Below are 25638 nucleotides of genomic sequence, written 5' to 3'. Positions count from 1 at the left end.
AAAACTAACACGGTGGCAGTTATACTTGCTGCTACCACAACCACGTGGCTGCTCAGAATATATTATGCAAGCAGCTACTCCAAAATCCCCTCAACCCGGTTACGGCATGTGACTGAGGAAGGCGAAGCCTTATACTTCTGTGACGGATTATTCAAATTTTAAAGACGTGGCTATGGATGAGAGATGGTATGCGGTGTATACAAAACCGCGCTGGGAAAAGAAGGTAGCTGATGCTTTAACGCAGATAAACGTCACAAATTATTGCCCGCTGAACAAAGTGATGCGACAGTGGAGTGATAGAAGGAAATTAATACAGGCGCCCTTGCTACCGTCTTATGTGTTTGTAAGGCTCCAGGAAAAACAGTTTCCGCATCTCCGGCAGGTGCCCGGCATCATCAACCTGGTGCATTGGCTGGGCAAACCTGCTGTTATCAGAGATGAAGAAATAGAGGCCATCAGCCAGTTTTTGAAGGAGCACAGCACTGTTAAGGTCCAAAGAGCCGCATTCAACGTCAACGACAAGGTAAAGGTAACATCGGGTTCTCTGATGGATAAAGAGGGCACCGTGGTAGCCGTCAAGAACAATCAAATCAAGGTGGCGCTTCCATCGCTCGGGTTCTTCATGTATGCAGAGCTTGATACGGCAAGCGCAGTGAAAGTATAGAAAGCCTAATAAAATAATATGTAGCGTCGGGATTATATTAACAGCTAGCACATGAAAATATTAGTTACAGGAACAGCAGGATTTGTCGGTTTTCACTTGGCTGAGCAATTGTTAAGGAGAGGGGATGAAGTAGTAGGAATAGACAATATCAACGACTACTACGATCCAAAACTAAAATTTGCCCGCCTGGCTGAAAGCGGTATTGACCAATGCCTAGTAGACTGGCACACGGAAGTGCAGAGCAGCAAGCACATCGGCTATAGGTTTATCCGGATGAATCTGGAAGACAAAGCAGCCCTGATGACACTTTGTGCGAAGGAGCACTTTGATGTAATCGTGCACCTGGCTGCGCAAGCTGGAGTCCGTTATTCCATCACAAACCCCGATGCTTACGCCCAGTCTAACCTAATCAGTTTTCTGAACATACTGGAGGCAAGCCGGCACAACCCGCTCAAGCATTTGGTGTATGCCAGCTCATCCAGCGTATATGGCTTAAACGGAACTATGCCCTTTTCGGTAAAGCACTGCGTGGATCACCCCATCTCTTTGTATGCGGCCAGCAAAAAGGCGAATGAACTGATGGCCCATACCTACAGTCACCTGTACAAAATACCGACTTCCGGACTACGCTTCTTTACCGTTTATGGCCCCTGGGGCAGGCCGGACATGGCTTACTTTTCCTTCGCAGATGCCATCTGCCATAATAAGCCTATCCCGGTGTTTAACTACGGCAAAATGAGGCGGGACTTCACTTACATTGATGACATTGTCAAGGGTGTAGTAAATGTGATAGACAGTCCTGCCGCTGCTTGCCAAGGGTGGGACAATACACAACCAGACCCATCCCGCTCATCTGCCCCTTACTGCATTTACAACATTGGCAACAACCAGCCGGTAGAGCTGCTAACGTTTATCAGGGAGTTAGAAAAGTGCCTGGGCAAGGAAGCTATACTTGAACTGAAGCAGATGCAGCCTGGCGATGTGACAGCTACGTGGGCTAATATTGATGATTTGATAGAGAAGTTTAATTACAGACCGGATACTACGATAGAGGAAGGCCTCCGGAAGTTCACGGATTGGTACAAAGCCTACTACGCAATAGAGAAACTACAGGAAATCAGTATTGAAGCAGCCTAGTAATAACTTAACTCCCAATTTCTGACCATCTAGCGCATGAATTCTCATCTAGCTCTGCTGTTTGGCACATTAAACAGTACTAACATAAAGTACTTCTTGTTGACAGATTTTGAGGGTGACTTCGAATCTGCTGATGTGGATCTTTTTGTTCGTGCCGATGATAAACGTGTATTCGAGGAGCTACTATTCTCCCTAGGGTGGTATAAACGCAAGGAGCCTGCACGGCACCTCAACCATTTCTTCTACTACCTGCCAAACTCAGAAGTGTACCTGGATGTAAAGTACGCCTTGTCCTTTGCCCATGGCCACAACGATTGTTTTACCTATGCGCAGCAAGATGGCGCCTTGGCAAAGGCAACCTTGAACAACAAAGGAGTTTGCCGCCCTACTGGCCTGGATGCGGTGCTGCTGTATGCTGCCCATCTGGCTTATAAAGAGAGAGGGAAACTGGAGGAGAAGCATCGCCATTACCTTAGCTCCTACATTACCCGCTATAAAGCCGAATGTGAACCTACAATGCTGCCGCTACTGGAGGAAATGGAAAGCTGGCTGAACCGCTCCTTCCCTTTGCAGTTACAGGAGCTTCAGCAGCTGGTGGCGCCATACTTCAGGCATGAGAAAAAGGAAATGGTCAGGAGCAACAGCAGGTTTACCAAGTATGGCTATGGTCTGAATGTGCTCTTTTTAGGAACCGACGGTGCTGGCAAAACCACATTGATCAAGGAAGTAAGGCAGCAGCTAAACCTTAAATCCAGCCTGCTATACTTGGGGATGGGAGAAAACGGCTGGACCACTCCCCTCTTCAAAAGATTTTACGCGCGCAGATCACAGAATAAACCACTGAACAGGGTGCTGGGCCTGCTACGAACACTGGTTATACTTCCTTCTGAGTTTATGCTCCGGATACTGCCTGTAAAGATGAAGTCTAAGTACTCAGTCGTGCTAATTGACAGGTTTCCCGGTTTTGTCTTTTCAAACGGCAACCCTGGTAGGAAACTGCTCTATAAAACCATACTTCCCAAACCGGATCTGGTGTTCTTTCTTCATGCTGATCCGGAGGTTTTGGTCAGCAGAAAGCCTGTAGAGATTACACTGGAGGGAAGCAGGGCCAACATCACCAAATTCAAGAAAGTGGCAGAGGTAATTTCCAAAGGAAAGTACGTCAGCATAGACACCTCTAAGTTGACAATTAGTGAAGCAAGGGACTGCATCATCTCTGAAATCTATAAGCACTCCAAAGTATACGATAACCTTTTTACCCTAAAGCTCGACTAGAGACTTTCCCGCTAATGGCTGTAGCAAGTATAAAAAAGAACATTGCCTCGGGCATAAAGTGGAACACGATTAGTGTAATCGGTACGCGCAGCACTGATTTTGTAGTAAAGCTTATCCTTGCCCGCCTCTTGCTGCCGGAAGCCTACGGCATAATTGGGATGGCCATGATCATCATCAACTTCCTTCAGGTGATATCGGACATGGGGCTGTTCAACGCCTTAGTTCAAAAGAAGGAAGACGCACTGACAGAAACACGCTACTCCAGCGCTTTCTGGTTTCTCTTAGCCATAGGCACCGGCTTCATCGCGTTGTTTTTTACGGTTATCTCACCGTTTGGAGCATCTTTTTACCAGGAGCCACGGCTGGTGCCTATACTCAATGCCCTAAGCTTATACTTATTTTTCAACATCCTCACCATTATTCCGAGGGTTATACTTACTAAAAAGCTCGCATTCAAAACACTGGTCACCATTCGTTTCTCCGGTTCTGTTGTGAGTTCTATCGTTGCGATTACGTTAGCTTTTTCTGGGTTTGGCGTCTGGAGCCTTGTGATGAAGTACCTGCTTGGATCAGGTATCATTTTCATTTCCTACTGGGCCAGGGTTGGATGGAAGCCAAGGTTTACATTCCAAGGTAGCTCGCTGCGGCAGTTGGCCGGTTACAGCACCTATACACAGGTAAATGGCATCCTGTTCTTTTTCAGGAACAACGTGGATTACCTGATTATTGGCAAGCTGGTGAGCGCGCACATGTTGGGTGTCTACACGTTAGCATTTACGCTTTCAGAAGCACTGCGTGGGCAGCTGTATTCCATCTTTAACAAGGTGCTTTTCCCTGTTTACAGTAAGATGCAGGATGACCTGCCGATGATACGGGAGTACTACCTCAAGATCATGACACTGACGGCAACCGTTACCTTTCCGGTTTCTGTTCTGTTCATTGGCTTATCACCGGATATTATACTTGTGCTGTTTGGGGAGGAATGGGTAGAAGCAGCTGCACCACTGCGTATCCTGTCTGTCGCATCGATGATTTTTGCCATCTCAGGAACACCCGCCGAAGTATTAAAGAGCATAGGAAAGCCATCTGTAAGCTTCTACCTAAACATTACAAATACTTTTCTGGTCGCGCTCCCGGGCATCTACTTCGGCCTAAAGTACTTTGGATTGACTGGCGTTGCCTACGCTGTTTGCCTACACTACACCACGTCACGGATTACATTTCACTATTTCATGAAGAAGTATATCCATGTATCTGACAAGGATGTTTTTGCTGCTTTAAGTAAGCCCGTACTTGGAGCTGCCATGATGCTGTTCATCATACTTCTGATAACACGCATTGGTATGCCGCCGCTACCCAATATGATCATTGCAGGGGCTGCAGGAGGCTTAGCTTACGGACTTTTGTTTGCCAGGGATCTGAAACAAGGCGTAAAACTCTTAAAGAAAAGTTAGATGCAGGGTATACTGAGAATTGGTTCTAAATTAGCTAGAAAGCACTCTTTTATCTTTCACACCGGAAGTATAACGCATAAGTTGTTCATGCCTGTTGGCAGGACTTCTAAAGGCATGGAGGAAGCGGGAAACAAGTGTGCACTTAAAACCCATTTCTGGAAGAAGGATGTAATCCAGGTTAGGCCACATTTCCTGGGGTTATCTATGGCAAAGGGAATACCTGCAACAGGTGCTGAGGCTGAAGAAGTAGAACGCTTTGTGGCGTCGAAACTGGAGCAAGCCCTGCACTACCCAACGCAGCGGGCATCTAAATCTTTTGATTTTAACAAGCTTCGCTCCCTGGAGTTGCATGGCATGGAGAAAGGGCTAATTCAAAAAATCGAAGCATTGGTGGGCTGTGTTCAGCTGCCTGCTACCAGTGCCCATGGCGATTTCCATCTGGGCAACATCTTGTTTGTTGGATCGGCAATAAAGATCATTGACTGGAGCATGTTCTCTTGCAAAGGCTCTTTTATTACAGACTACATCCACTTCTACAATTTCAGGAACGCAGTAGCCCATAAAGAAAGCTGGTCAGTCGCCATTTTAAAAAAAGCGGCTTACCTGGAGAGTATAGCCTCCCTTTGCTCCACCTCCCCAAGGCACCTGCGGGCAGTATATTGCCTCTCAAGGATCTCCGGGGAGCTTGGACTTCGAAAAGGTGCAGCACACGTGCATCTAAATCAAATTAAAAAGTACAACCGCATTTTAAGCTTTCTGACCAATGAATAGTGTACCGCTGTTATTTAGCGTCATCATTCCGCTGTATAACAAGGAACGAACCATTGCTGCGACTCTTATATCTGTCTTAAGCCAGAAGCTGCGCAACTTTGAGGTAATCGTGGTGAACGATGGCTCTACCGATGGTAGCCTGCAAGTGGCGGAGTCGTTTTCAAACCCGAAGCTGAAGGTGCTGTCAAAGCCAAACGGCGGTGTGTCGGATGCTCGGAATTATGGCATACAGCATGCCCAGTTTCCTTATGTCACCTTCCTGGATGCAGACGACTGTTGGGACGAGAACTTTCTGGAGGAGATGGCCTGCTTGATAAGCAGATTTCCTGATTGCGGCATGTACAGCTCAGCCTATCGAAGGGTAACCAAGCTGCAAACAATCCTGCACGGCAGCAGCCTACCCGAGGGAGTTGTGCCGGACTTCTTTCAGATGAAGTTTCTGCACTCTGTGCCGTGTTCCTCTGCAGTGGTTGTGCGCAAGAGTGTGTTCGATTCAGTTGGCGGTTTCCCGATTGGCATGTTTGGCGGAGAAGATGAGTTCACATGGTCAAAAATCGCCATCAAATATAAAGTAGCCTTTACGCCGCAGGTCCTGGCGCAGTACAACTATGTTAGTTCGGTAAACGCTATGCGCAAAGGCAAAATGGATACCTGCAAAGAATCATGGTTTGACCTTTACAAGGAGGGTGACTTTTACAGAAACGAATTCATTGCCAAGAAGGCTATCAACGCGGGTATCCGCTATGCATTCGGTCAGCCCCAGAAAAAGAGCGTTGAAATACAGCAACGCACAAAGTACACGGAGCTTTCGAAAGAAGACTGGCAGTACCTGGCATACCTGAACCGCTTGCCTTACGCAGGCATTGTCTTGCTGCGAAATCTGCAGCCACGCTACAAAGGCATCAAACGCTGGTTAAAGCAGAAAAAGCTTCTGCTATTAGCCTCCCGGTGAAACATCACCAAATTTCCTTTACCTTAAATCAGAAATAATACCAAAATACTATCGCACGGTGGGCACAACTGACGGCCTATTCTCGCCAGCTCATACTTAGACAGGTTCAGTACCCGATATATAACATGAACGCCTTCTTCCATATCTTAGAACTATTAATGTGGGCTTTTGCTGGCTACCTTTTTCTGAAGAAAAAGGAACTGTCCTTGCTTTACGTCCCTGTTCTGGTATTCGCAAACACGGTAATTGAGGTGCATTTGATTCCTTCGCTCGGGTACTATGCGCTGGTGTCGTTCCTGCTGCTTACCGCTATCAATAAGAACGCGTTCTTTCTTCGGCATAATGTCTTCTCCATCTTCCTCGCTTTATACTTTGTCGTGCTGATGTTTCAGTCCAGCGATTTGATTGCCATCAGACCCTTTTTGCTTGCGGTGATGTGGTTCTTTCTGTCTCTGCCCTTGATAGTCTCGATATACCAGAAGCATTTCAGGAAAGAAATTTTTGATAATCTTGCCAATGCTGCAGGCATAATACTGGTGCTCTTTGTCTCAAACGTGGTGGTGTCTTCCTACTTCAGGTACTCTGCCCACTCCATGTATGGCATTAGCAGCGGCATATTGTATGGCAACTTATCGGCTACAGATTTTAACATTATTCCCATCGCGGCTTTCATTGTGCTGCTGAAGCTCCTGCAGAAGCGAAACTTGGTTTACCTGGCTGCTTACACGCTCTCACTGGCATTTATCATGCTGTCTATGCGGCGCTCTGTTATAGCCATATGCATTATGGGAATTTTTGTACTGGTGCTCATCCTGATAGCGCAGAAGAACCTTAAAATGGTGGTGGCCTTTAGCGGCATTGCCCTTGTGCTGGGCTTTCTTGTTATCGCAAACACAAATTTTCTTTCTGTTTTTGAGGAACGGTATGCGCTCCGGAAGTTAGATGAGCGTGAGCTGGAAGAAGAGAAACGTTTTATGGAGTATGAGCTCCTCTACAGGGACATGTTCGTTTACAACGACTATGATCCTCTGACCGGGTTCGAGCTCTTTAACAGCAGCGGCAATTACAGCAGAGGCGCACTCGAGGAGCGAAGCCTGCACGGTGACCTGAACAACATTGCGCACTCCAGCGGGCTGATCGGAGTTGCGCTTTACCTGTTGATGGTGCTTACGCCATTTATCAAAGCAAATCGTGCAGTTGGAAACAGCACCGATAGGCTAATCGTTTTGTTTTGCGCCATCGCGTTTCTTGCTTACACCATTACTGGCCGCTACACAGAAGTTGGCTGCATGATTCTACTGTTTCTGCTGTTAAACCTGCCCCTTTGCAAAGAGGAAGACAGCACAGAAGTAGAGTTGAACGAAGAGAAAGAACACCATCTGATACATGCGTAGGCAGCTCTCGCTGCAGCCAACACCGCACATACTTGCACATTTACCCAATGCACCAGTAAACTAACGAAACTATGGCTAGATTCTTATTTTTCGATGACAAGCTCATGAACATCCTGCTACAGGAGGAAAAGCCCTCTGGCGGAGCGGCAGTGCAGGCGTATGGCTGGATTCGAGGGCTGTCAGCTATTGGTCAGGAGGTGCATGTTATCACGAACACCACCCACAAGGAATCAGTAAAAGAAGACTGTAAGGACATCAAGCTGGTTCCCCTATACGATAGAAAAAAAGGAGTTCGCTGGTTACGGTGGGCTTATTATCGCTTCCCTTACATCTACCGGAAAGTAAAGCAAGTGAAGCCGGACTATCTCTACCAGGGCATTCCTGGCTGGACGTCCTTTCTGCTGGCCTTGATCTGCCGTCAACTCAACATCAAGTATGTGCTTCGCATCTCTTCTGATGTGGTACTAGACGATAACTTTTATTATAAGAATCCATCCAAAGTGCAGATGCTATTTCAGAGAGCCGGTTTAAGATTATCCTATTGCATCTTATGCCAGAATGAGCACCAGCTAAGTATAATCAAAAAAGCGTTCCCAAATAAACTGGCTGTAAAAATAACCAACCCAATTATTATAGAGTCTGCCCAAAACGCTACTATTCAGGAGCGACAATACATAGCGTGGCTGGGCACATTCCGGTATCCTAAAAACCTGAAGCTGCTTTATGAAATTGCCTCAACCTTGAGACACGAGCAATTCATAGTGGCAGGAGCAGAGACAACCAAAGTGGATGAGGAAACCGGCCTATACTTGCCAAAGCTTAGGGAGTTGCCCAACGTGAAGTTCATCGGGTTTTTAAGCCGTCAGGATGTGTTGCCTTACCTTGCAAAGGCGAAATTCCTGCTAAATACCTCCCGCTATGAGGGGTTCAGCAATACATTCCTAGAAGCCATGTCAGTAGGCACTCCCATACTTTCAAGCGACAATGTAAATCCAGATGGCATTCTAACAAACCACAAGTTGGGTATCGTGTACAGCAGCCCTGAAGGTTTACTGACACAGTATGCGACCATCACTCCTGCAACTTACCAGGCCATGTCAGAAAACGCATCTGCCTATGTTTTAGAGCACCACAACTATAAAGCACTTGCTAAAAGCCTGCTACTTTTCCTAAACTCTAATTAGTTATACCTTATTCACCTGGTAAATTTCCCACCGGCGCCTTCTTAGGAGCAATCTACTTAACGATTGTAAATCAAGATTAAACAAGTAAGATTATGCTAAAAACTGTAAAAAGCAATTTTTTCGATTTGGCCATAGATCGGAAAATGTATTCAAACAAACCGAATCTGGCATTTCGCCTTAACTACATTTTTGAAGGTGTAAACTTTGTAAATAAAACCGTATTGGATGTAGGAGGTGGTGCCGGTTTACTCACTTTCTATGCCGCCGTAAAAGGCGCTAAGAAAGTGGTGTGCCTGGAGCCGGAATTCGACGGCTCTAACTCCGGTATGATAGAAAAATTTAAAGAATTCAAGTCAGCTCTCGCCACGTCTTTTCCCATAGAGCACCTGCCGCTAACGCTACAGGATTACGTCGGGCAGATTAAGGATGAATCTTATGACATTGTCCTGCTGCATAACTCTATTAACCACTTGGATGAGGAGGCTTGCATCAGTTTTTTGGAGAAAGAAAGCAGCTACAACACCTATAAAGAAATTTTTACGGCGGTGTACAGCAAAATGAGCAAAGGCGGTAAGCTAATTGTAGCAGATTGTAGCCGCGATAATTTCCTGAACGCCATTGGAATGAAGTGCTACTTTAACCCAACTATAGAATGGCACAAGCACCAACGGCCCGAAACCTGGGTGTCGCTTTTGAAAGAAATTGGCTTCAGAAAACCAGTGATTAAGTGGAGCACACCTAACAAACTGGGTAAACCGGGAAGAGTGTTAATGGGAAACTCCTTTATGTCCTATCTCACACAAAGCCACTTTAAGTTTACCATGGAAAAATAAAGCCATTACCCCGCAGGCTGCAGGTAAGCTCTTTTACTACTAACTGGCCAGGCGTGGGGGCCTTTTTGATTTCTTTCACGCTATATGAATGAAACTATACGACGTTAACGCGGTCCCCAAACCGGTGAGGAGGCTTTACGCCCTCGGGAAATGGCGCCTATTACGCATTCCGTTTGCATTGCAGTATGAGGCTGCCCTGCTTCAGAACGCTCCTATTGAGAGGCTGGTGCAGTTGCTTCCTACCCCAACTAAACCTACCATTTATTGGGTTGAGTTAAAAAAGGTGAAGCTGCACGCAAGCTTGCACTACCAGCCAGGAAAACTCTGCATGGAAGGCGATTGGGATATAAACATGACACATCCCCTCCCCTCCATCTTTAAGCCTGCTCCGAAAAGCGCGAAGAAGTGGGACCTGCACGAGACAGTTCGCGGCATGTTTCTGTTAGGCAAAACGTACAAAGCTACTCCCCAGTATGCCTCCATGGTTGAGGCAGTTAAGCGTAAGTCAGTTAACCCGCCGCAAGGGTGCCGTACTATGGAACAGGTGCACCTATACTTCAGGCAGCTGATCAAAGCTTTTGACTCCATGCAAAAAAGCGGTTACCTGACACAGGAAGAACTAGGTATGCCCAGCAGCGGAGAGATACGCCTCCACCTTACCCGGAACGGTAGCCTTTGCCTGGGAGGCGGGGGCAACCACCGCATTCGTATGGCAGAAATACTCGGGATACAGTGGGTGCCATTTATACTTCGCGGAGTGCACCCGGCGTTGGTAGTGCAACTCAGCCAGCAGTATACGCTACCGCCGCACAAAGCACTGGCACACTGGCTAACCTCTAACTTTCCTATAATAAAACCCAAAGCTTCAGAAGCACATCTTACCAGCCATGGAGAAAGATCATAAGCTCCGCATTCTCTTCTTTATTGGCAGCCTGCGGTCGGGAGGAAAAGAAAGGCGCATGATAGAACTGCTGACTTACCTGAACGGCAAGGGGAGGTATGAGCTCCTGGTCGCCCTAACACAGAATGAAATTCACTACCCGGACTTCTTCAAATTAAACATACCCCATGTTGTGCTTAAAAGAAGGTGGAAGAGAAGTGACCCTACACTACCACTTCAGTTTTACCGCATCTGTAACCAGTTTCAGCCACACATTATACATGCGTGGGGAAGGATGCAATCGTTTTATACCCTTCCGGCAGTAATAGCACAGGGTGTACCGTTAGTGAACAGCCAGATAACGGCTGCTCCTCCTAAGCTTAAGCGCTGGTCTTTACCAAACCTCATCGACAGGTTAAACTTTCGTTTCTCCAAAATCATACTTTCTAACTCCAAGGCGGGCATCGATACCTACAAGCCACCGGCAGCAAAATCGAGGGTGGTCTACAACGGCATTAACATGAACCGGTTTGCTGAGCTACCCAGCATTGATGACATAAAGCGCAAGTATGGGATAGCCACTCCCTATACAGTTATTATGTCGGCCTCCTTCACTCCGCACAAAGACTATAATACCTTTTACCGCATTGCCGAGCAGATTACCAATGCCAGAGATGATGTCTCTTTTATTGGCGTGGGTGGGGTTGATAAGGATGATTCTGAATTCAGACGGCTGCAAAGTATAAGTTCAGGCAACTTAAGAATTCTCTTTCCGGGCAGAATCAATGATGTGGAGGCGTTGGTGAATGCGTGCAGCATTGGGGTTCTATTCTCTAACAAGCAAGTGCACGGAGAGGGTATATCTAACTCTATCATGGAGTACATGTCTCTGGCCAAGCCCGTTGTGGCAAACGATGCAGGGGGAACGAGAGAAATAGTGCATCATAATCAAAACGGCTACCTGATCCTAAACCAGTCGGAGGAAGAAATAATAGCTCTCATAAACGACCTGATTAACGACCAGGAGAAGCGTGCATCTTTCGGCAGGGCAAGTAAGAAAATTATAGAAGAGACATTCTCGCTCGAAAGTATGGGAAAAGCCTTTGAGCAGGTTTACCAAGAAGCCATTACTTAGATAAAGCCGTATCCACAGGAATTCACTCGTATAGTACCTGCTTCCTATGAAAATAATTTATGTCAGCCGATCAAAAACAGGTGTACCTCACCCTTTCGTGAAGGAGCAGGCAGATGTTGTGTCTAAGAACTTCAAGGTAAACATTCAGCACTTTCTGATATCAAAGGGTGGTATCAAGGGTTACTCAAAGGCAGTTTTGGAACTGTTGGGCACCATAAAGAAAAGCGGTGCGGATATTATACATGTGCACTATGGTTTATCTGCACTGGTTGTTGTTCTAAACAAGCTCCTTTTTTTCAAAGACTATAAAATCATTATCACCTTTCACGGCAGCGACATCAATAAGAAATCAGAGCGTAAACTATCGTTACTAGCGGCACAGTTCTCATCGCACAATATACTTGTGTCAGAAAAAATGGCACCTTACTTTCAAAAAGACTTTTCTGTTATACCGTGCGGCATTGATACAGACATAAAGTTAGGCTGTAGGCAGGCTACCAGAGAGGAAAAAGGCTGGGGTGAAAACGATTTTGTAGTACTCTTCTCATCAAACTTTAGCCGTGAAGTAAAGGATCCTGCCTTCGCGTTTGAGGTGATAAACGCTTTCTCCGCCTCCACCTCCAGACGTGTGCAGTTTATAGAGCTAGCCGGCTATTCCCGCACAGAACTGACGGAACTAATGCAAGCTGCAGACGCGCTTATACTTTGCAGTAAGACCGAAGGCAGTCCTCAAGTGGTGAAAGAAGCTATCCTGAACGCACTTCCTGTTGTTGCAAATGATGTTGGAGATGTTGAATCCATCTGCTCGGGAGTAGATAATTGCTTTATTGTACCCAAGAAAGTAGAGGAGTTTGTGCGATGCCTGCACCTCATCGCTTCGAAAAATGCGAGGGTACAGAACAGGCACCCCATCATTCGTAAGTTTGACAACAACATGATTTCAAACAAGTTATTCAATATATATACGAAAGCTATTAAATCAGATATGCGTTAAACAGCAAGCTTCAAAGCTGAAGTTTCCGGCCTTTTAGTCGCTGAAAACGCTGTTTATTTCTTCGCTCCAATATTCCAACCAACACGTTTACAGTACGCTTCCCCCAATGCGAATACTTATTGATATCAACCATCCTGCCCATGTGCATTACTTCAGGAACTTCGCTAGGCTGATGGGCGAACAGGGGCATAGCATTCTTTTTGTTTCGAGGAACAAGGAGATGGAGCACGCCCTGTTAAATTTATACGGTATAACGTTTGTTAACCGGGGCAAAGGCCGAAACGGCAAAGTTGGTAAGTTTCTGTACATGATTTACGCAGATATGAAGCTGATTCAGGTTTGCCAGCAGTTTAAGCCAGACTTGTTTCTTAACTTTCTGCATCCCTATCCTTCGCAGGTGGCCAGATTGCTGGGCAAGCCCTCTTTGGTGTTCAGCGATACTGAGCACGCTGGTCTCCATCACAAACTCACTGTTCCCTTTGCCACAAAGGTGTATACCCCCTCCTGCTACCGACTTGACCTCGGCGAGAAGCACGTACGGTTTAACGGGTATATGGAGTTGGCCTACCTGCACCCAAACTATTTTACGCCCGACCCTAGCATTTATGAAATACTAGGTATCAAACCACACGAAAAGTATGTGATCGTCAGGTTTGTCTCCTGGGCTGCGGCACATGACTTTGGCCATACAGGCATGTCCCTTGAAAACAAAAGAAAGGCTATCAAAGCCATATCGAAGTATGGGCGGGTCTTTATTACATCCGAGGCAAAACTGCCTGATGATTTAGAGCCGTACCGCATCCGTATTCCTATAAACAAAATGCACGATGCAATTTTCTACAGCACCCTGCTGTTCGGTGAAAGCGCCACGATGGCATCTGAGGCTGCTGTGCTCGGCACCCCATCTGTTTTTATAGATAACGACGGGAGAGGCTACACGGATGAAGAAGAGCGTAAGTACGGGATTGTCTTTAACTTTACTGAAAGTGAGCAGGACCAGCAAAGGGCTATAGAAAAAGCTGAAGCCATACTAGCGTGCAAGGATATGAAGTATAAATTCAAGCAGATCCGGGAAAAGCTTCTGGCAGAATGTATTGATACTACTGAGTTGATGATGTCCGAAGTCCTGAAGTATGCCAAGTAACAGTATTTACTTATCCAGTGCATGCTGTACAGTAGCTGGCTTGCCCCGTTGTTGAGCAGTGGTAGTTGCAACTACTGCGCCCTTTCCAAGCCGGCTTTCCAACTGGGCTAAGTATAGACTTCTCGGCTGCACCTCTTCTCCAAAAGCTTCCCGATGTCCATTTCCGCTTAGCTGGTCGGCTTTGCCACCCACAATCCAGTTTATACTTCCGGGTGGGCTTTCTACCGTTATTCCCTTTTCTGAGGTACTTGTGCAGTTCCAAAACATTGTCTGCGCTCCAGCCCAGCCATGCCCGGTCCCGCTCCCCTTTCTGTTTCGTACCCGCATTTCTCCGCCTTTAATATTATCGAAGAGTGTACCTGTAGCCCATCGGTGGTGTGGCCCTATGTCAGAATGTGTTTGAGTCGCATAACTGTCTAAGAAAACATTAGGCCCGGCCACCCGTGCACCGGTTACATAGTCATGGCGCCCGCCTCTTGTAAAGCAGCGTTGAAACAGGTTAAAGCTGCCCGACTCAATGGAAAAGGAGTATTTTCGCTGCCCCTTTGTATGTGACTTTGGGTCTAACATGGCACAGTCTTCAATGGTATTGAAGACTGACTTTTTCTCGATGGTAACACAGGAGCGGCCAAAGTACTGCGCAGTCACTTTTTTAACCCAGCAATTTTCAGCCATCCGTAGCTTTACAGCATCCCACCCGTGGAGTTCATCGGTAGCGTGTTCATAAGAGGAGACAAGGCGAAGGTTTTCGACGCCTGATTTCTTTGTCTTCCGATCTATTTTAGCTTTCAATATCTGCCCCCCTCCCTCTTTCAACTTGACAGGGTCTACAACCGGGATGTTAACGCTGATGTTGTTGTGGTCTATATCCGTTATCACTCTCTCGTGGGGAACAGCATACTTCTTGGTCGTCCACCCGTACTGGTGCATGTCAAGCATGATTATCCAGGTCATATTAGGTGTTCTTTGCACCAGAATGGTATCTCCTACCTGATAGTCTGAAGCATCTTGAACTTTAAAAGAAGTGGCGCCGGTAGGAACATATTCAGAAGTGATTCGGATAGCAGTCTCCTCTTCTTTATTATAGCTAGAACGGTCATCCCCAATTATAATAAACGTATGCTGTGCCTCTTTTACAGCCTTTAGAATAGTACCTCCCTCATCCTGACCTTCCCCGGCCAACACCACCCCGCCTGCTTTAATCTCTAGTGTGCCCGCTACTGCATATGTGCCAGCCTTCAGCAGCACCTTTCCCCTGAATCCGTTTGAATCTGCAGGCATGCTGCTTACCTTGTCTATAGCATTTTGGATCAGAGGCCTGCAATCTCCTTCTTGTGGTTTAAGCGTTACCTTTACTGGAAGATTGGGCAATGCAACACCGCCTCCCATGTATCCGGCAAACGAAAAATCAGGTAAAGTATGGATGGCGTCTGTCTCGCCCTCATTCGCATAATGTCCGTAAGAGATGCCACCGTCCGAAGTCAGTGTCACAAGCCTTGTTTTCGGCTTTTGATATATCTGATCCGGTAGATAAGTATGGCTTTGCTCTTCATGGTTTAGAATGACAAATAACAACACGCCGGTAAAGAGCGAAACAGACACTTTTTTCATGCTATCGCTGCTCCACAAGTTTCCCATGAGCTAGGTCTTAACCTTTATCAATAAGCGCTTTTGTACGCCTTGCGGCTGAAAATTGTAAGGTAAACAATTTTTAAGTCAAGCCATGGTGTCCAGTTTTCCATGTACCATAGGTCATGCAGCGTGCGCTGTGCGCGCTGTTCTTGGGTTTCTGTCGGACCTCTCCAGCCGTTTACCTGTGCCCAGCCTGTAATTCCAGGTTTAAAGTAGTGCCTGAGCATGTACTTGTCCACGCTTTCCTGCAGTTGCTGATTCAGGTAACTTCTATGCGGCCTTGGGCCAACCACACTCATATCACCAAGAAGCACATTCAGAAACTGTGGGAGCTCGTCGAGGCTGTACTTTCGCATAAACTTCCCTAACCTGGTTATTCTAATATCATTCACTTGCGTGGATAAATACCCTCCTGATGCCGCGTCATTTTCCCTCATGCTTCTGAACTTGTATACCCTGAAAGGTCTTCCCCCCTTTCCTATCCTGATCGGGCAATAAAAGATCGGTCCGGGTGAGTCCAGTTTCACCAGAACGCTAAGGATAAGGAATATAGGCAACAGGAGCACAATGGCAACAAATGAGAAGATTTTATCAAAGCTGCCTTTAAACAAAAATGCGCTTGTTTCATCTAAGGGCAACTGCCGTACATTTACAGCGTCTAAGTGCCCGAACCTGGTTACTTTATACTGGGTCCCGAGCAAATTCTGGTAATCCGGAATGTATTTAACCCTTACTCCATGGTAGTCTGCAGCGCTAAGTATGTTCCTGACTTTTTTTGATACCTTAACAGGTAGCGCTATCACAATTTCATCAACCTGGTTGTTCTTCAGGTAGTCGTGGATGTGCTTCAAATCACCTACAACCTTGTCCTGCCCAACTACACAGTCCTCTTTTTTACACTTAATGTAACCGGCTATCTCATAGCCGGGTTTCAGCCTACTGTTCAAACGTTTCTCAACATCGCCGGCTAAGCGCCCTATACCTGCTATGAGCGTTCGTTTAGTACTGTTGTGAGGAACAATCTGATTGTCGATGTTTGCCATAAGAAGATTTATGGGGATAGCCACCACCGGAAAGCCTAGTATAAAGGCAATGACTACGTTGACGTTAGGCAACTCAAATGGGACCACTGAGTACAGCACAAGAACAATGGCTATAAGTATGGGATAGGTCCTGAAGTAGTTAAGAATACGTAAGTTGGCTGAGTTATTTATCTCGTAGAGTTTTCTCCAATACCCGATGAAAAACCAAAGGAGGACCAGGGCCAGCAGTATGCTCCATTTCAGGCCCTGAAAATTTTTGTCTTCAAATAGATAGAAGGAGAAAATGAACGTCATGAATAGAGTTAGCACATCCCCTCCCAAGTACAGGACAGGAATTCTGTGTCTTAATTTAATCATAACTTTTTACCTGATAAACGTTTACTCAAATTGCGTCGTCACAAAGTCGTTATAGCTTTAGTTATAAATTTTACTAGCGCGCTTAAACTAAAGCAAAGCACATCCTCCCTATCCAATGTATTTACATGCATTGGATATCACTAACCGCTGTCTCAACACTTAAATATCTATATATTATGTTGCTGAATAGCCGGTTCCCTGAAAATTCAGTTAGTAACTAAGAATATTACTCGCGAGATTTTATTTAACTAATTTAATATTTTTTTTAATTAAATATGTATTTAAATTTACTAAAGAGGCTAAAGTTAGGCAAAGGAGTAATTTAGGAGGTGAATGAATAGTTATACTATCGTCAGCTACTGAAGGTACACTCATCAGCTATTGGAATATAGAACCAAAACAGCCAGTTTCCCTCTATAAGAGGTGCTTGAGTAAGCTGTGAGGAGATAAATATGGCGGGGGTATTGCTTGGATAAGGTGAAAATACCAGTCTTATATTACGATGTATAGAGAGCGGCATCTATGGAGCTGCTGAGACTTATCAAGGCAAAGGGCGATACTATTACATTACAACTGTGCGTCGTGCAATGACTACTTCCTGGCTGCCACCGGTAAGGTGCATAACTTTTCTGTTTGCCTGATACTGATTTAATGCTCAACTTGAGCGCGCATAAAAAAAGCAGCTGGAGATCCAGCTGCTTTTTTATTTTGTTAAATAATGCCTAAAGCTTCTTTACTATGCTAAGTGGCAATACTCTGCTTTTTAAACTGATGATTAACTAATTTAATTTTTGATGGTGAAGTTAATAGTGATTGGTGTACCAGCAGTACCTCTTCCTTTGGCTTCTGAATAAGGAGTCGCCGTTAGTGTGTAGTTACCAACTTTAGGCACCCAGCCACCATGATAGTAATTACCGTCCCCACTGTCACCGAAAATAGCATATGGCGCAGCATTATCAGCATACGTATGGCTTTGCGTGCCACTTAGAACAAACTTAACACTGCCAACAGAAGCTGTCTGCTCTATGTCAGCACGGAAATTAAGCCTTGTGGTGTTCAAAGAACTTAAGCTAATGGTAGCGCCATTGGTTAAAGGCATGATGCCAATTTCTCTTCCAGCATCTATCAGCGTAAAGCCATGCGCTGTTGTATTAGGTACATCCAGAGCAGGTGTAGGTGCTGGAGCAGGTGCAGGGGCTGGAGCAGGTGCAGGGGCTGGTGCAGGCTCAGGCTCAGGTGTCGGAGCCGGTGCCGGAGCAGTTGTTCCGGTATTTGATACCATCTCCGCATAGGTGGCTTTCTCATTTCCCATTCTAACATTGTCGAAATAGAAAGCCCTTACTTTCGTATCTGTTGTACCGCTATCGTTCCAGCTTGACTTATAGATACCCACTTTCCATCTTGGCAGGAACGAATCATACATGTTGCCACCAGAGCGAGTAAGTTTCTTGTTTCCGTTGATCCATACTTCTACCAGTCCGTCGCTCTTGGCAGAGTGAATTACGTGAAATACGAAAGTATGCCATACACCTTTTGTTACAACACCCAGGTCAATGTCTTGTCTGTTATCTTTCGTGTTACCTACCTTAAGGTGAAACCTATCATCCTCGGTTCGCAGTGACATGGCTGGGCTGGTGCCTTGGTGCCACTGGTTGATAATATCATTATTGCCGTCTTTTGCATAAGTGTCCGCAGGGAAATAGGCAGAAAACGAGTACCATCTCTCTCTGTTATCTTGGGCAGGGAAAAGAACTTCCGATCGCGTACCGCCACTTGTCAGCGGATCTGAATCTCTTAGCTCGAAGCGTCCTGATTTTGACCCTTCAAATACAGGGCTAGTTGCCAGGTTGAAGGCGTGGGAGGGGCCGAATTGTTTGTGTACTGTTGAGAATGCAGAGCTTCCCTCGAAAGTCTCATTGAATAAGAGGTTGGCAGATGTGGCGGCACTAACTACTGATGTTTTAGCTAATCCGTCTGGGTTTACTTCTTCAACTTCTTTTTGGTCACATGATACTGCTATTACACCTAGCAGTACAGGGGCAATTAGGTTACGGAATTTAAAGTTCATTGATAAGGGTAATTTGGCTAAAAAAGCTGTTAATAAATAGGATAATTACTTGATTTAATTAAAGAACATTTTCTACAAAAGAGGTACTAAACCTTTCTTTAAAGTGAACTACAGAATTGTATGTCTATACTTGCTGTAAACCAGCTCACTCTTCGCGGACCCATCTCTACTCCTCTCTTAAGAGTAACTTCATCAAAAAAAATCAGCAATTACGGTAGCTACCTTCGCATGCTAATCAACAGTGGAGTTGTAAAATTTTAGGCGATACTGAATCCTTCTCCTAAGTACTTTCGTATAAAAGTACTACTTCAAATGTCCTCGCACCGCTGCAATTTGGGAGTGCGGTATAGAAGAACCGTGCCAAATACTGCCAAATTTTACAACAGTCTAGTGCACAACCACTTATACCACAATCCATAAATTCCTAATTTCTCTGAATAAGTTACATAATGTGTATGTTTTCTACAGTATGTAGATATTCGGCGCACAGTGTAGATTGCACTGAAATGTTTACTCTGATTATAGTTATAAAAAAACTAATTTATATCAAGGTACCGTTACTTGTATTTTGGTTATTCTTGAAATGATCTATAGTGAAACCGACAGCACCTTGGAAATTTATTTTCTGAGTGTGCTGGAAGTAATGGCGGGACAAAGCATAACTAGTTAAAAATCAAAACATTAAAATATTTTAATGAGAATTATAAGGACCTATACAGTGGCTACTGGCTTTCTTTGTCCATATTCACCTATTTGACTTATTCTAATATATAAATAATTATAATAATTATTTATATACTTAAGACTTATTAGCCGTTAATTCTGTAATGCTGTACATAGGTTACAACAGAAGAACAATCAAAGCAACAAGTCTGGATTATGCGTTCTTGTTCAGCGGTAACAGCAGTGGTAAATGAGCATAGTAAAAGTTCTATTCACATCTAAGTGTGGCTTCTTTGAAATGCATGAGCAAGAGCAGCAGCTATCAGCTTAAAGCGTTTCTGTTTACTTCTACATGAAGAAGGTTCACATCATAATCTTCTCCAGAACCTTAATAACAAGCATTTGTAACCCTCCCCACATTTTAATAATCTTCTGAAGAATATTCTCAAATTCCAGGATAAATAATTTTCCATATTTACTGTGAATTAATGCAACTTTTTATTATAATTAACATATAATTCTTACACTACTCGTTTACCTCTTATAACCTCTCCAACTACGAAGGGCGGGGGCTATTTAGCCGGCGAAGCATGTACCTGATAAAAGCATCTAAAAGTTTTAAGCAGGTCCAGGAAAACTACACTCTACTATATCTTATGAAGTTATTGCTAGAACCTGATTAACATGATTAAACAGTCTACTCTTTTCATCGCATGCGCGTTCTTTACAAGCCTCTACGCCATAGCACAGGACGGGCAAATCATTACCACCCACACCCCTTTAACGCCACTGGCCACCACAGAGGACACAGGAGATAAACCGCAGTCGAAGGTTTGGTCTTTTGCCTGCTCACAATGGGCTGTTTTTCCAGATGCAGAAGGCACACATGTTTGGCGCCTTGACGGTACAACCTGGACAAAGGTACTAAAGCTGTCAGGGAAGCAGACCACGAAAGCTGATTGCAAAGTTGTAGGCAAGGTCACCCATATCCTCCTGTTTGCCCAAGGATCCACTACGCAGTTGCTTTCTGTTGAATATATGCCCGGTTCCAATACCTACCAGTTGTGGAAAGAGCGGCCCGATGCCGTAGACATTAACCTCGAAAAAGAAGCCGAAACGGCCACAATAGATATAGATGGAACCGGCAGGATGTGGCTAGCGTCTGATGCAACGCCTGAAGTACGTGTACGCTGGAGCGATGTCCCCTATACTGACTGGAGTGCTCCTATTACTGTTGCCACAGGCATTGAAGAAGATGATATTGCCGCAGTAGTGGCCCTTCCGAAGCAGATTGGCGTAATGTGGTCGAACAAGGACGGAAAGAGGTTTGGCTACAGGGCACATGCAGACGGGGCAGCACCTACTGCCTGGTCTGCCGACGAAGTTCCGGCTTTCCAATCAGGACTTCCGTTGCGTAAGGGTATGGCTGATGACCACCTGAACATGGCCGTAGCGCGTGACGGCACCTTGTATGTGGCCGTCAAAACGAATTACGAAGCTCCCGGTCTCCCAAGTGTAGCCCTCCTGATTCGCCGCTCATCCGGAAAATGGGACGACCTGTATGAGGTATCAGGAACCGGATCCAGACCAATAGTGCTTTTGAATGAGGAAGTGGGCATGCTCAAAATTGTCTATACTGCAGCAGATGAAGGGGGTAACATTCTCTATAAAGAGTCCTCAACAGCTAATATCTCGTTCGGCCCCGAAACTTTACTCATAGAGGGAAATTACAATGACGCTACCAGTAGCAAAGATAACTATACCTATGATGCGGTGATTTTGGCCTCAAACAAAACACATGTTGTCGGTGTGCACGCTACAGTTGGTGCTGCGCCTGCTAGCTGCAGGATGTTGAATAAGCTTATAGCAGCTCCTAACCCCTTCCTGACACAAACGACAATCTTTTTCAGTGTTCCGGAGGGAGGCAAATTTTTGCTTCAGCTTTTTGATGGGAAAGGTGCTTACATCATGACCATATTGGAGGGCACAGCAGAAGAGGGAGTGTTGAATGCAATTCCTCTGGATGCCAGAGAACTTCCAGCCGGTCTGTATATAGCTCGGCTTAAGACAAGTTATAGCACAAGATCACTAAAACTAGTGTACGTTCCCTGATGCCATCTCTGGCACAAAGTATAAAATATGATGGTTAAGCACCTTCTGTAAGACCCTTTCATCTTTACTCCTATGAAACAAATAATTGCAAGTACTTCCTCTGCAATACGTTCTGAAAAGAAGAATTTCCGCGTGTCAAACAAAGCTGTGTCTGTATTACTGCTCACGCCGATGCTTGGTGTGCTGTTATTTACTTTGGCATGGTTTAGCCCAATCACCACCAAGTATGTGCAATGGCTGGTAAAGGAAAATCATCCTGTGGAAATGCTCACATTCATTTTCCTGATGGTTGGCAGTATTCTGGGTGCATACTTAGCCTACTGGATTAAATCCGAAAAGAGAGAAGCGCCGATCATTGGGCTATTTCTGTTCCTGTTCTCGTTTGGTCTGTTTGTAATTGCGATGGAGGAGATTTCCTGGGGGCAGCAGTTCCTGGGCTTTTTAACTCCCGACTCCTTGAATTTGATAAACGAACAGAATGAAACAAACCTGCACAACATTAAGGGGCTTCAGGGCAACTCCGAGTACTTCCACCTGTTCTTCGGGTTGGCTGGCGCTATCGGTGTTTGGCTGAATCTATTCATTCTGAATAAAGTACGGGTGCCGTTAATACTATCAACCTGGTTTCTCACAATTGTGGCGGTTTCAGCCGTTGACCTGTATAATGACTTTGTTCCTTTTGAGCCTGAAGTAGGGTACTTTCTCCGCAGGCTATCGGAGGTAAATGAGATGATGATAGGATTTACGGCGTTTGCCTATGTGCTACTGCTTTCCAGGAAGTTCAGGAAACCAGCGCCTCCTGCGTCGCTTGAGAGCAAAGTTGCAAATGAAAAGTTCTCGCCATACATGAACATTCCTTTATAAACATCGCTAGGGCAGCAGCTCCATATATTACATACAGAAGGCGAAGTTACGCGGGCTTTACACTGGTTTAGTAATTTATATGCTACACTTTAGGGTTTTTCTTTCAGGCACTCTTTCTTTCCTCGTGAACTTGCATCCTTGGCAATATATAAACTACCCTTATAAGCTAATGGCTCAGGCATGTTTAAAGCGTACTTCTTCCTTTAGCTATAAGCCATATATAAGAGTGTTTTAGCACAATTGTAAATTTGTAGTTCTGGATCAACGTTTAGCTTTAAATATCAATCTGTATACCCGTCAAAAGCAACTACTCCCAAAATAGTATCATATTATCGCAAAATATTGTTAAAATAAGTATAAATTACCACTTCTATACATCAGTGTTCTCCTCATTTGGCTATGCTTACATTTATGTGTAGTTCAGCCAAGCCAGGTAAGATAGTTCATGTGTACTACTTACAGGCCATCCCTTCGCTGCACATTGCTTTACTGCTCATACACAAGATTTACTTCTCCATTGTTACTATAGCTTATGAAAAAACACATACTACTGTTGGCTTGCACTATGCTTTTTGCATTTAACTTAGCAGCTCAGTTTACGTCCGTAACAAATCTTGCTCCTGTGGCTGTATCCACTAATACAGGGGAGAAACCACAGTCAAAGCCCTGGATATACAATGGCAAGTGGTGGGTTGTTTTACCGAATTCTTCGGGCACACACCTTTGGCGCCTGGATGGCACCTCTTGGACACATATGCTAAGGATATCACCCAAGACAAATTCCAAGGCTGACTGTAAGGTGATGGGAAACATTACACATGTGCTGCTTTACACTGGATCATCTTCTTCCATTGTGTCTCTGGAATATGTTCCGGCATCAGGAACCTACCAGCTCTGGTCTAAAAGGACATCAACCGTTGGCCTGACGCTTGACAAAGGCGTTGAAACCGCCACGATCGACATAGATGGAACAGGCAGGATGTGGCTGGCCTCGGCAGGGGTTAGTGACGTGAAAGTACGCTGGAGTGATGCCCCCTACCATAGCTGGAGTGCTCCGGTAATTGTGGCAACGGGAATCAGTGACGATGATATTTGCGCAGTTATCGCCTTACCCGGCAAAATAGGCGTACTCTGGTCGAACCAAAACACCAAAAGGTTCGGCTTCAAAACCCATGCCGATGGTACGGATCCATCCCTCTGGACATCTGATGAAGTGCCGGCGTCACAGTCAGCGGCGGATGTTGGCAATGGCATGGCTGACGATCACCTGAACATGGCAGTCGCAAGTGACGGCACCTTATACTGTGCCGTCAAAACAGAATATAGCAACACCCAATATCCAGAGCTTGCCCTTTTAGTGCGTCGGCCTTCAGGCAGTTGGGATAATCTTTATCCGGTTGCAACTAAAGGCACAAGACCTATAGTCATTCTGAATGAGACGGCAGGCAAGCTAAAGGTTATTTATACCGCTTCCAACAGTGGTGGCAATATTCTGTACCGGGAGTCCTCCGTTCAAAGAATTTCGATGGGTTCTGAGAATGTTTTAATTAGGGGAACATACAATAACACAACCAGTAGCAAAGACAACTACACATCAGACATCGTGGTACTAGCCTCCAACAGCACCCATGCAGTTGGAGTGCTGGCATCCGATGCCGCTACAGAAATTACGGCTCCGCAGGCACCGCTGTTGGCTTCGCCACAGCATGCATCTACAGGAGTAGCACTCTCTCCTACTCTGATGTGGAACGCAGCGGATGGTGCTGCCTCTTACCAGGCACAAGTATCCACTAGCTCAGGTTTCTCTTCTTTAGCCTTTGATCAGGCCAACCTTTCGTCTACATCTGCCTACGTCAGTGACCTGTCGGCAAATACCACCTACTACTGGCGAGTAAGAGCGTCTAATGCGGCTGGAACCAGCAGCTGGTCTGCCACATGGAGTTTTACCACAGCGCCAGCGCCAGTAGAAACCACCACACTGGCCGGGCACTGGAAGATTGACGAAGGTAGCGGCTCGAGTTTGGCTGATGCTTCTGGCCGTGGGAATAATGCTACCCTGCAAAGCAGCCCTACCTGGATAGCAGGCGTATCCGGAGCGGCAATTAGGCTTAATGGCTCTTCTCAGTATGCTACAGTATCCGATCATAGCTCGTTGGACATCACTGGTTCCGTTACATTGGCAGCATGGATCAGGCCAGAGAAAATTGGAACAATGTATGTGATCAGGAAAGGGATTAACAATGTAACCGATGGGTATGAACTTTCCCTCTCCGGTAACGGCCAAGTTTTCTTCCGCTTTAACCAGGCCTCTGCAGACGACGCTTATAGACTTAATTCCACAGCCACCTACCCTACTGATGGGGCTACCTGGATGCACATTGCAGCCACCTATAATGGTTCAGTTATGAAGATATATATAAACGGTGTTGAAAACAGCTCCAAAACCTTTAATTCTCCTCCGCCTATCAACACAAACAATCTAATACTGGCAATAGGGGCACAAAGCGATGGCTACAGAAGTTTGAAAGGAGGAATAGACGATGTACGCCTCTATACTACTGCTTTAAGTGCTGCCGAAATAAGCGAGTTGAGCAACCGGTTCTCTTCCACCTTTGCAGCTAAGCAAAAGGTGAGCGTAATCCATCCTGAGGATGGCCTACAAGTGTACCCGAACCCCTTTGCTGCTAATGCGACAGTAAGGTTCACCATGCCGCAAGATGGAGAATATTCTGTTGTATTGTATGACATCAGAAGTGCCAAAAGCCTCACCCTAAAGGCAGGCAACGCTGTAGCTGGAAAAATTAATACAGTTGAGATAGATGGCTCTAACCTGGCCAAAGGCCTCTACATTGTGAGATTACAGGCAGCGGGCTCAGTTCAATCGCTAAAGCTGATGCATGAAAGATAAAGCATTAAACTATACTTAATTAAAGAGCGAAAAGTCATTTCTTAGCATAATGGGTCCGGGCTTCCTCAGATGACGAGGAAGCCCGGACCCGTTTAGGGATTTCTGTTCGAAAGTGCATGCTGGAAAGGCATTTCAAGTAGGGTTGCAATGTATGTACCCAGAGCACTTTGCCTT

19 protein-coding genes are annotated in these 25638 nt (G+C 45.5%); 16 read left to right on the top strand and 3 right to left on the bottom strand.

What is annotated here, in order from left to right:
* Nucleotides 1–172 precede the first annotated feature (172 nt).
* The 13 genes from nusG (at nucleotide 173) to A0W33_RS13045 (ending at nucleotide 13817) form a co-directional block, all read left to right on the top strand.
* Entirely contained in the window at nucleotides 173–664 is a 492-nt protein-coding gene (gene nusG / locus A0W33_RS13105; protein ID WP_068838621.1) for a transcription termination/antitermination protein NusG, read from the top strand.
* A gap of 51 nt (nucleotides 665–715) precedes the next feature.
* Nucleotides 716–1801, top strand: a complete 1086-nt coding sequence (locus A0W33_RS13100) for an NAD-dependent epimerase (RefSeq protein ID WP_068838620.1) — start codon at nucleotides 716–718, stop codon at nucleotides 1799–1801.
* Nucleotides 1802–1900: 99 nt separating this feature from the next.
* Nucleotides 1901–3076, top strand: a complete 1176-nt coding sequence (locus A0W33_RS13095; protein WP_068838619.1) for a hypothetical protein — start codon at nucleotides 1901–1903, stop codon at nucleotides 3074–3076.
* 14 nt (nucleotides 3077–3090) lie between these two features.
* On the top strand, nucleotides 3091–4530 hold the full coding sequence (locus tag A0W33_RS13090) for a lipopolysaccharide biosynthesis protein (RefSeq protein WP_068838618.1): 1440 nt from the start codon (nucleotides 3091–3093) through the stop codon (nucleotides 4528–4530).
* A 204-nt stretch (nucleotides 4531–4734) separates the two neighbouring features.
* Nucleotides 4735–5301: a protein kinase family protein gene (locus A0W33_RS13085; RefSeq protein WP_139237166.1), complete on the top strand. Its 567-nt coding sequence runs from the start codon at nucleotides 4735–4737 to the stop codon at nucleotides 5299–5301.
* A complete protein-coding gene (locus A0W33_RS13080; protein WP_068838616.1) occupies nucleotides 5294–6253 on the top strand; it encodes a glycosyltransferase family 2 protein in 960 nt (319 codons plus the stop codon). Before A0W33_RS13085 ends, A0W33_RS13080 begins: the two co-directional genes overlap by 8 nt.
* Nucleotides 6254–6411: 158 nt before the next feature.
* Complete coding sequence (locus tag A0W33_RS13075) at nucleotides 6412–7647, top strand: LTA synthase family protein (RefSeq protein ID WP_244888602.1); 1236 nt, start codon at nucleotides 6412–6414, stop codon at nucleotides 7645–7647.
* Between the two features lie 71 nt (nucleotides 7648–7718).
* Nucleotides 7719–8831 (top strand): glycosyltransferase family 4 protein, encoded by a 1113-nt coding sequence (locus tag A0W33_RS13070; protein ID WP_068838614.1) that lies wholly within the window; start codon nucleotides 7719–7721, stop codon nucleotides 8829–8831.
* A gap of 92 nt (nucleotides 8832–8923) precedes the next feature.
* On the top strand, nucleotides 8924–9664 hold the full coding sequence (locus tag A0W33_RS13065) for a class I SAM-dependent methyltransferase (RefSeq protein ID WP_068838613.1): 741 nt from the start codon (nucleotides 8924–8926) through the stop codon (nucleotides 9662–9664).
* Nucleotides 9665–9752: 88 nt separating this feature from the next.
* Nucleotides 9753–10568, top strand: a complete 816-nt coding sequence (locus A0W33_RS13060) for a hypothetical protein (protein WP_139237167.1) — start codon at nucleotides 9753–9755, stop codon at nucleotides 10566–10568.
* A complete protein-coding gene (locus A0W33_RS13055) occupies nucleotides 10552–11679 on the top strand; it encodes a glycosyltransferase family 4 protein (RefSeq protein WP_068838610.1) in 1128 nt (375 codons plus the stop codon). The genes A0W33_RS13060 and A0W33_RS13055 overlap by 17 nt, the downstream gene beginning before the upstream one ends.
* Nucleotides 11680–11725: 46 nt before the next feature.
* Nucleotides 11726–12673, top strand: coding sequence for a glycosyltransferase family 4 protein (locus tag A0W33_RS13050; RefSeq protein WP_068838608.1), 948 nt, complete (start codon nucleotides 11726–11728; stop codon nucleotides 12671–12673).
* Between the two features lie 106 nt (nucleotides 12674–12779).
* Nucleotides 12780–13817: a DUF354 domain-containing protein gene (locus tag A0W33_RS13045; RefSeq protein WP_068838606.1), complete on the top strand. Its 1038-nt coding sequence runs from the start codon at nucleotides 12780–12782 to the stop codon at nucleotides 13815–13817.
* A 6-nt stretch (nucleotides 13818–13823) separates the two neighbouring features.
* On the opposite strand, the gene A0W33_RS13040 is transcribed toward A0W33_RS13045, so the two are convergent.
* The 3 genes from A0W33_RS13040 to A0W33_RS13030 all read right to left on the bottom strand — a co-directional run bounded on the left by A0W33_RS13040 (nucleotide 13824) and on the right by A0W33_RS13030 (nucleotide 18917).
* Nucleotides 13824–15455 carry a hypothetical protein gene (locus tag A0W33_RS13040; RefSeq protein WP_068838604.1) on the bottom strand — a complete coding sequence of 544 codons (1632 nt, stop codon included), beginning with the start codon at nucleotides 15453–15455 and terminating at the stop codon, nucleotides 13824–13826.
* A gap of 20 nt (nucleotides 15456–15475) precedes the next feature.
* Nucleotides 15476–16849, bottom strand: a complete 1374-nt coding sequence (locus A0W33_RS13035) for an exopolysaccharide biosynthesis polyprenyl glycosylphosphotransferase (RefSeq protein WP_068838602.1) — start codon at nucleotides 16847–16849, stop codon at nucleotides 15476–15478.
* A gap of 784 nt (nucleotides 16850–17633) precedes the next feature.
* Nucleotides 17634–18917, bottom strand: coding sequence for a polysaccharide lyase (locus tag A0W33_RS13030; protein WP_068838599.1), 1284 nt, complete (start codon nucleotides 18915–18917; stop codon nucleotides 17634–17636).
* Between the two features lie 1347 nt (nucleotides 18918–20264).
* Here A0W33_RS13030 and A0W33_RS13025 point away from each other — a divergent pair.
* From A0W33_RS13025 to A0W33_RS13015, 3 genes are all read left to right on the top strand, one after another.
* Entirely contained in the window at nucleotides 20265–21692 is a 1428-nt protein-coding gene (locus tag A0W33_RS13025) for a T9SS type A sorting domain-containing protein (RefSeq protein WP_068838597.1), read from the top strand.
* Between the two features lie 72 nt (nucleotides 21693–21764).
* Nucleotides 21765–22556, top strand: a complete 792-nt coding sequence (locus A0W33_RS13020) for a hypothetical protein (protein WP_068838595.1) — start codon at nucleotides 21765–21767, stop codon at nucleotides 22554–22556.
* Between the two features lie 532 nt (nucleotides 22557–23088).
* Nucleotides 23089–25464: a LamG-like jellyroll fold domain-containing protein gene (locus tag A0W33_RS13015; protein ID WP_068838593.1), complete on the top strand. Its 2376-nt coding sequence runs from the start codon at nucleotides 23089–23091 to the stop codon at nucleotides 25462–25464.
* Nucleotides 25465–25638: the final 174 nt, after the last annotated feature.

Source organism: Pontibacter akesuensis (assembly GCF_001611675.1).
Classification (GTDB): Bacteria; Bacteroidota; Bacteroidia; order Cytophagales; family Hymenobacteraceae; genus Pontibacter; species Pontibacter akesuensis.
Note: the sequence above shows the minus strand (reverse complement) of the source record. Positions and strands in the feature narration are given on the sequence as shown.

Bases quoted from the DNA above. Each gene is read 5' to 3' on its own strand.
- A0W33_RS13050 (WP_068838608.1), top strand. From the start codon at position 11,726: ATGAAAATAATTTATGTCAGCCGATCAAAAACAGGTGTACCTCACCCT.
- A0W33_RS13090 (WP_068838618.1), top strand. From the start codon at position 3,091: ATGGCTGTAGCAAGTATAAAAAAGAACATTGCCTCGGGCATAAAGTGG.
- A0W33_RS13020 (WP_068838595.1), top strand. From the start codon at position 21,765: ATGAAACAAATAATTGCAAGTACTTCCTCTGCAATACGTTCTGAAAAG.
- A0W33_RS13040 (WP_068838604.1), bottom strand. From the start codon at position 15,455: ATGGGAAACTTGTGGAGCAGCGATAGCATGAAAAAAGTGTCTGTTTCG.
- nusG (WP_068838621.1), top strand. From the start codon at position 173: ATGGATGAGAGATGGTATGCGGTGTATACAAAACCGCGCTGGGAAAAG.
- A0W33_RS13060 (WP_139237167.1), top strand. From the start codon at position 9,753: ATGAAACTATACGACGTTAACGCGGTCCCCAAACCGGTGAGGAGGCTT.
- A0W33_RS13035 (WP_068838602.1), bottom strand. From the start codon at position 16,849: ATGATTAAATTAAGACACAGAATTCCTGTCCTGTACTTGGGAGGGGAT.
- A0W33_RS13030 (WP_068838599.1), bottom strand. From the start codon at position 18,917: ATGAACTTTAAATTCCGTAACCTAATTGCCCCTGTACTGCTAGGTGTA.
- A0W33_RS13085 (WP_139237166.1), top strand. From the start codon at position 4,735: ATGGCAAAGGGAATACCTGCAACAGGTGCTGAGGCTGAAGAAGTAGAA.
- A0W33_RS13075 (WP_244888602.1), top strand. From the start codon at position 6,412: ATGTGGGCTTTTGCTGGCTACCTTTTTCTGAAGAAAAAGGAACTGTCC.
- A0W33_RS13080 (WP_068838616.1), top strand. From the start codon at position 5,294: ATGAATAGTGTACCGCTGTTATTTAGCGTCATCATTCCGCTGTATAAC.
- A0W33_RS13015 (WP_068838593.1), top strand. From the start codon at position 23,089: ATGAAAAAACACATACTACTGTTGGCTTGCACTATGCTTTTTGCATTT.
- A0W33_RS13100 (WP_068838620.1), top strand. From the start codon at position 716: ATGAAAATATTAGTTACAGGAACAGCAGGATTTGTCGGTTTTCACTTG.
- A0W33_RS13070 (WP_068838614.1), top strand. From the start codon at position 7,719: ATGGCTAGATTCTTATTTTTCGATGACAAGCTCATGAACATCCTGCTA.
- A0W33_RS13045 (WP_068838606.1), top strand. From the start codon at position 12,780: ATGCGAATACTTATTGATATCAACCATCCTGCCCATGTGCATTACTTC.
- A0W33_RS13065 (WP_068838613.1), top strand. From the start codon at position 8,924: ATGCTAAAAACTGTAAAAAGCAATTTTTTCGATTTGGCCATAGATCGG.
- A0W33_RS13055 (WP_068838610.1), top strand. From the start codon at position 10,552: ATGGAGAAAGATCATAAGCTCCGCATTCTCTTCTTTATTGGCAGCCTG.
- A0W33_RS13025 (WP_068838597.1), top strand. From the start codon at position 20,265: ATGATTAAACAGTCTACTCTTTTCATCGCATGCGCGTTCTTTACAAGC.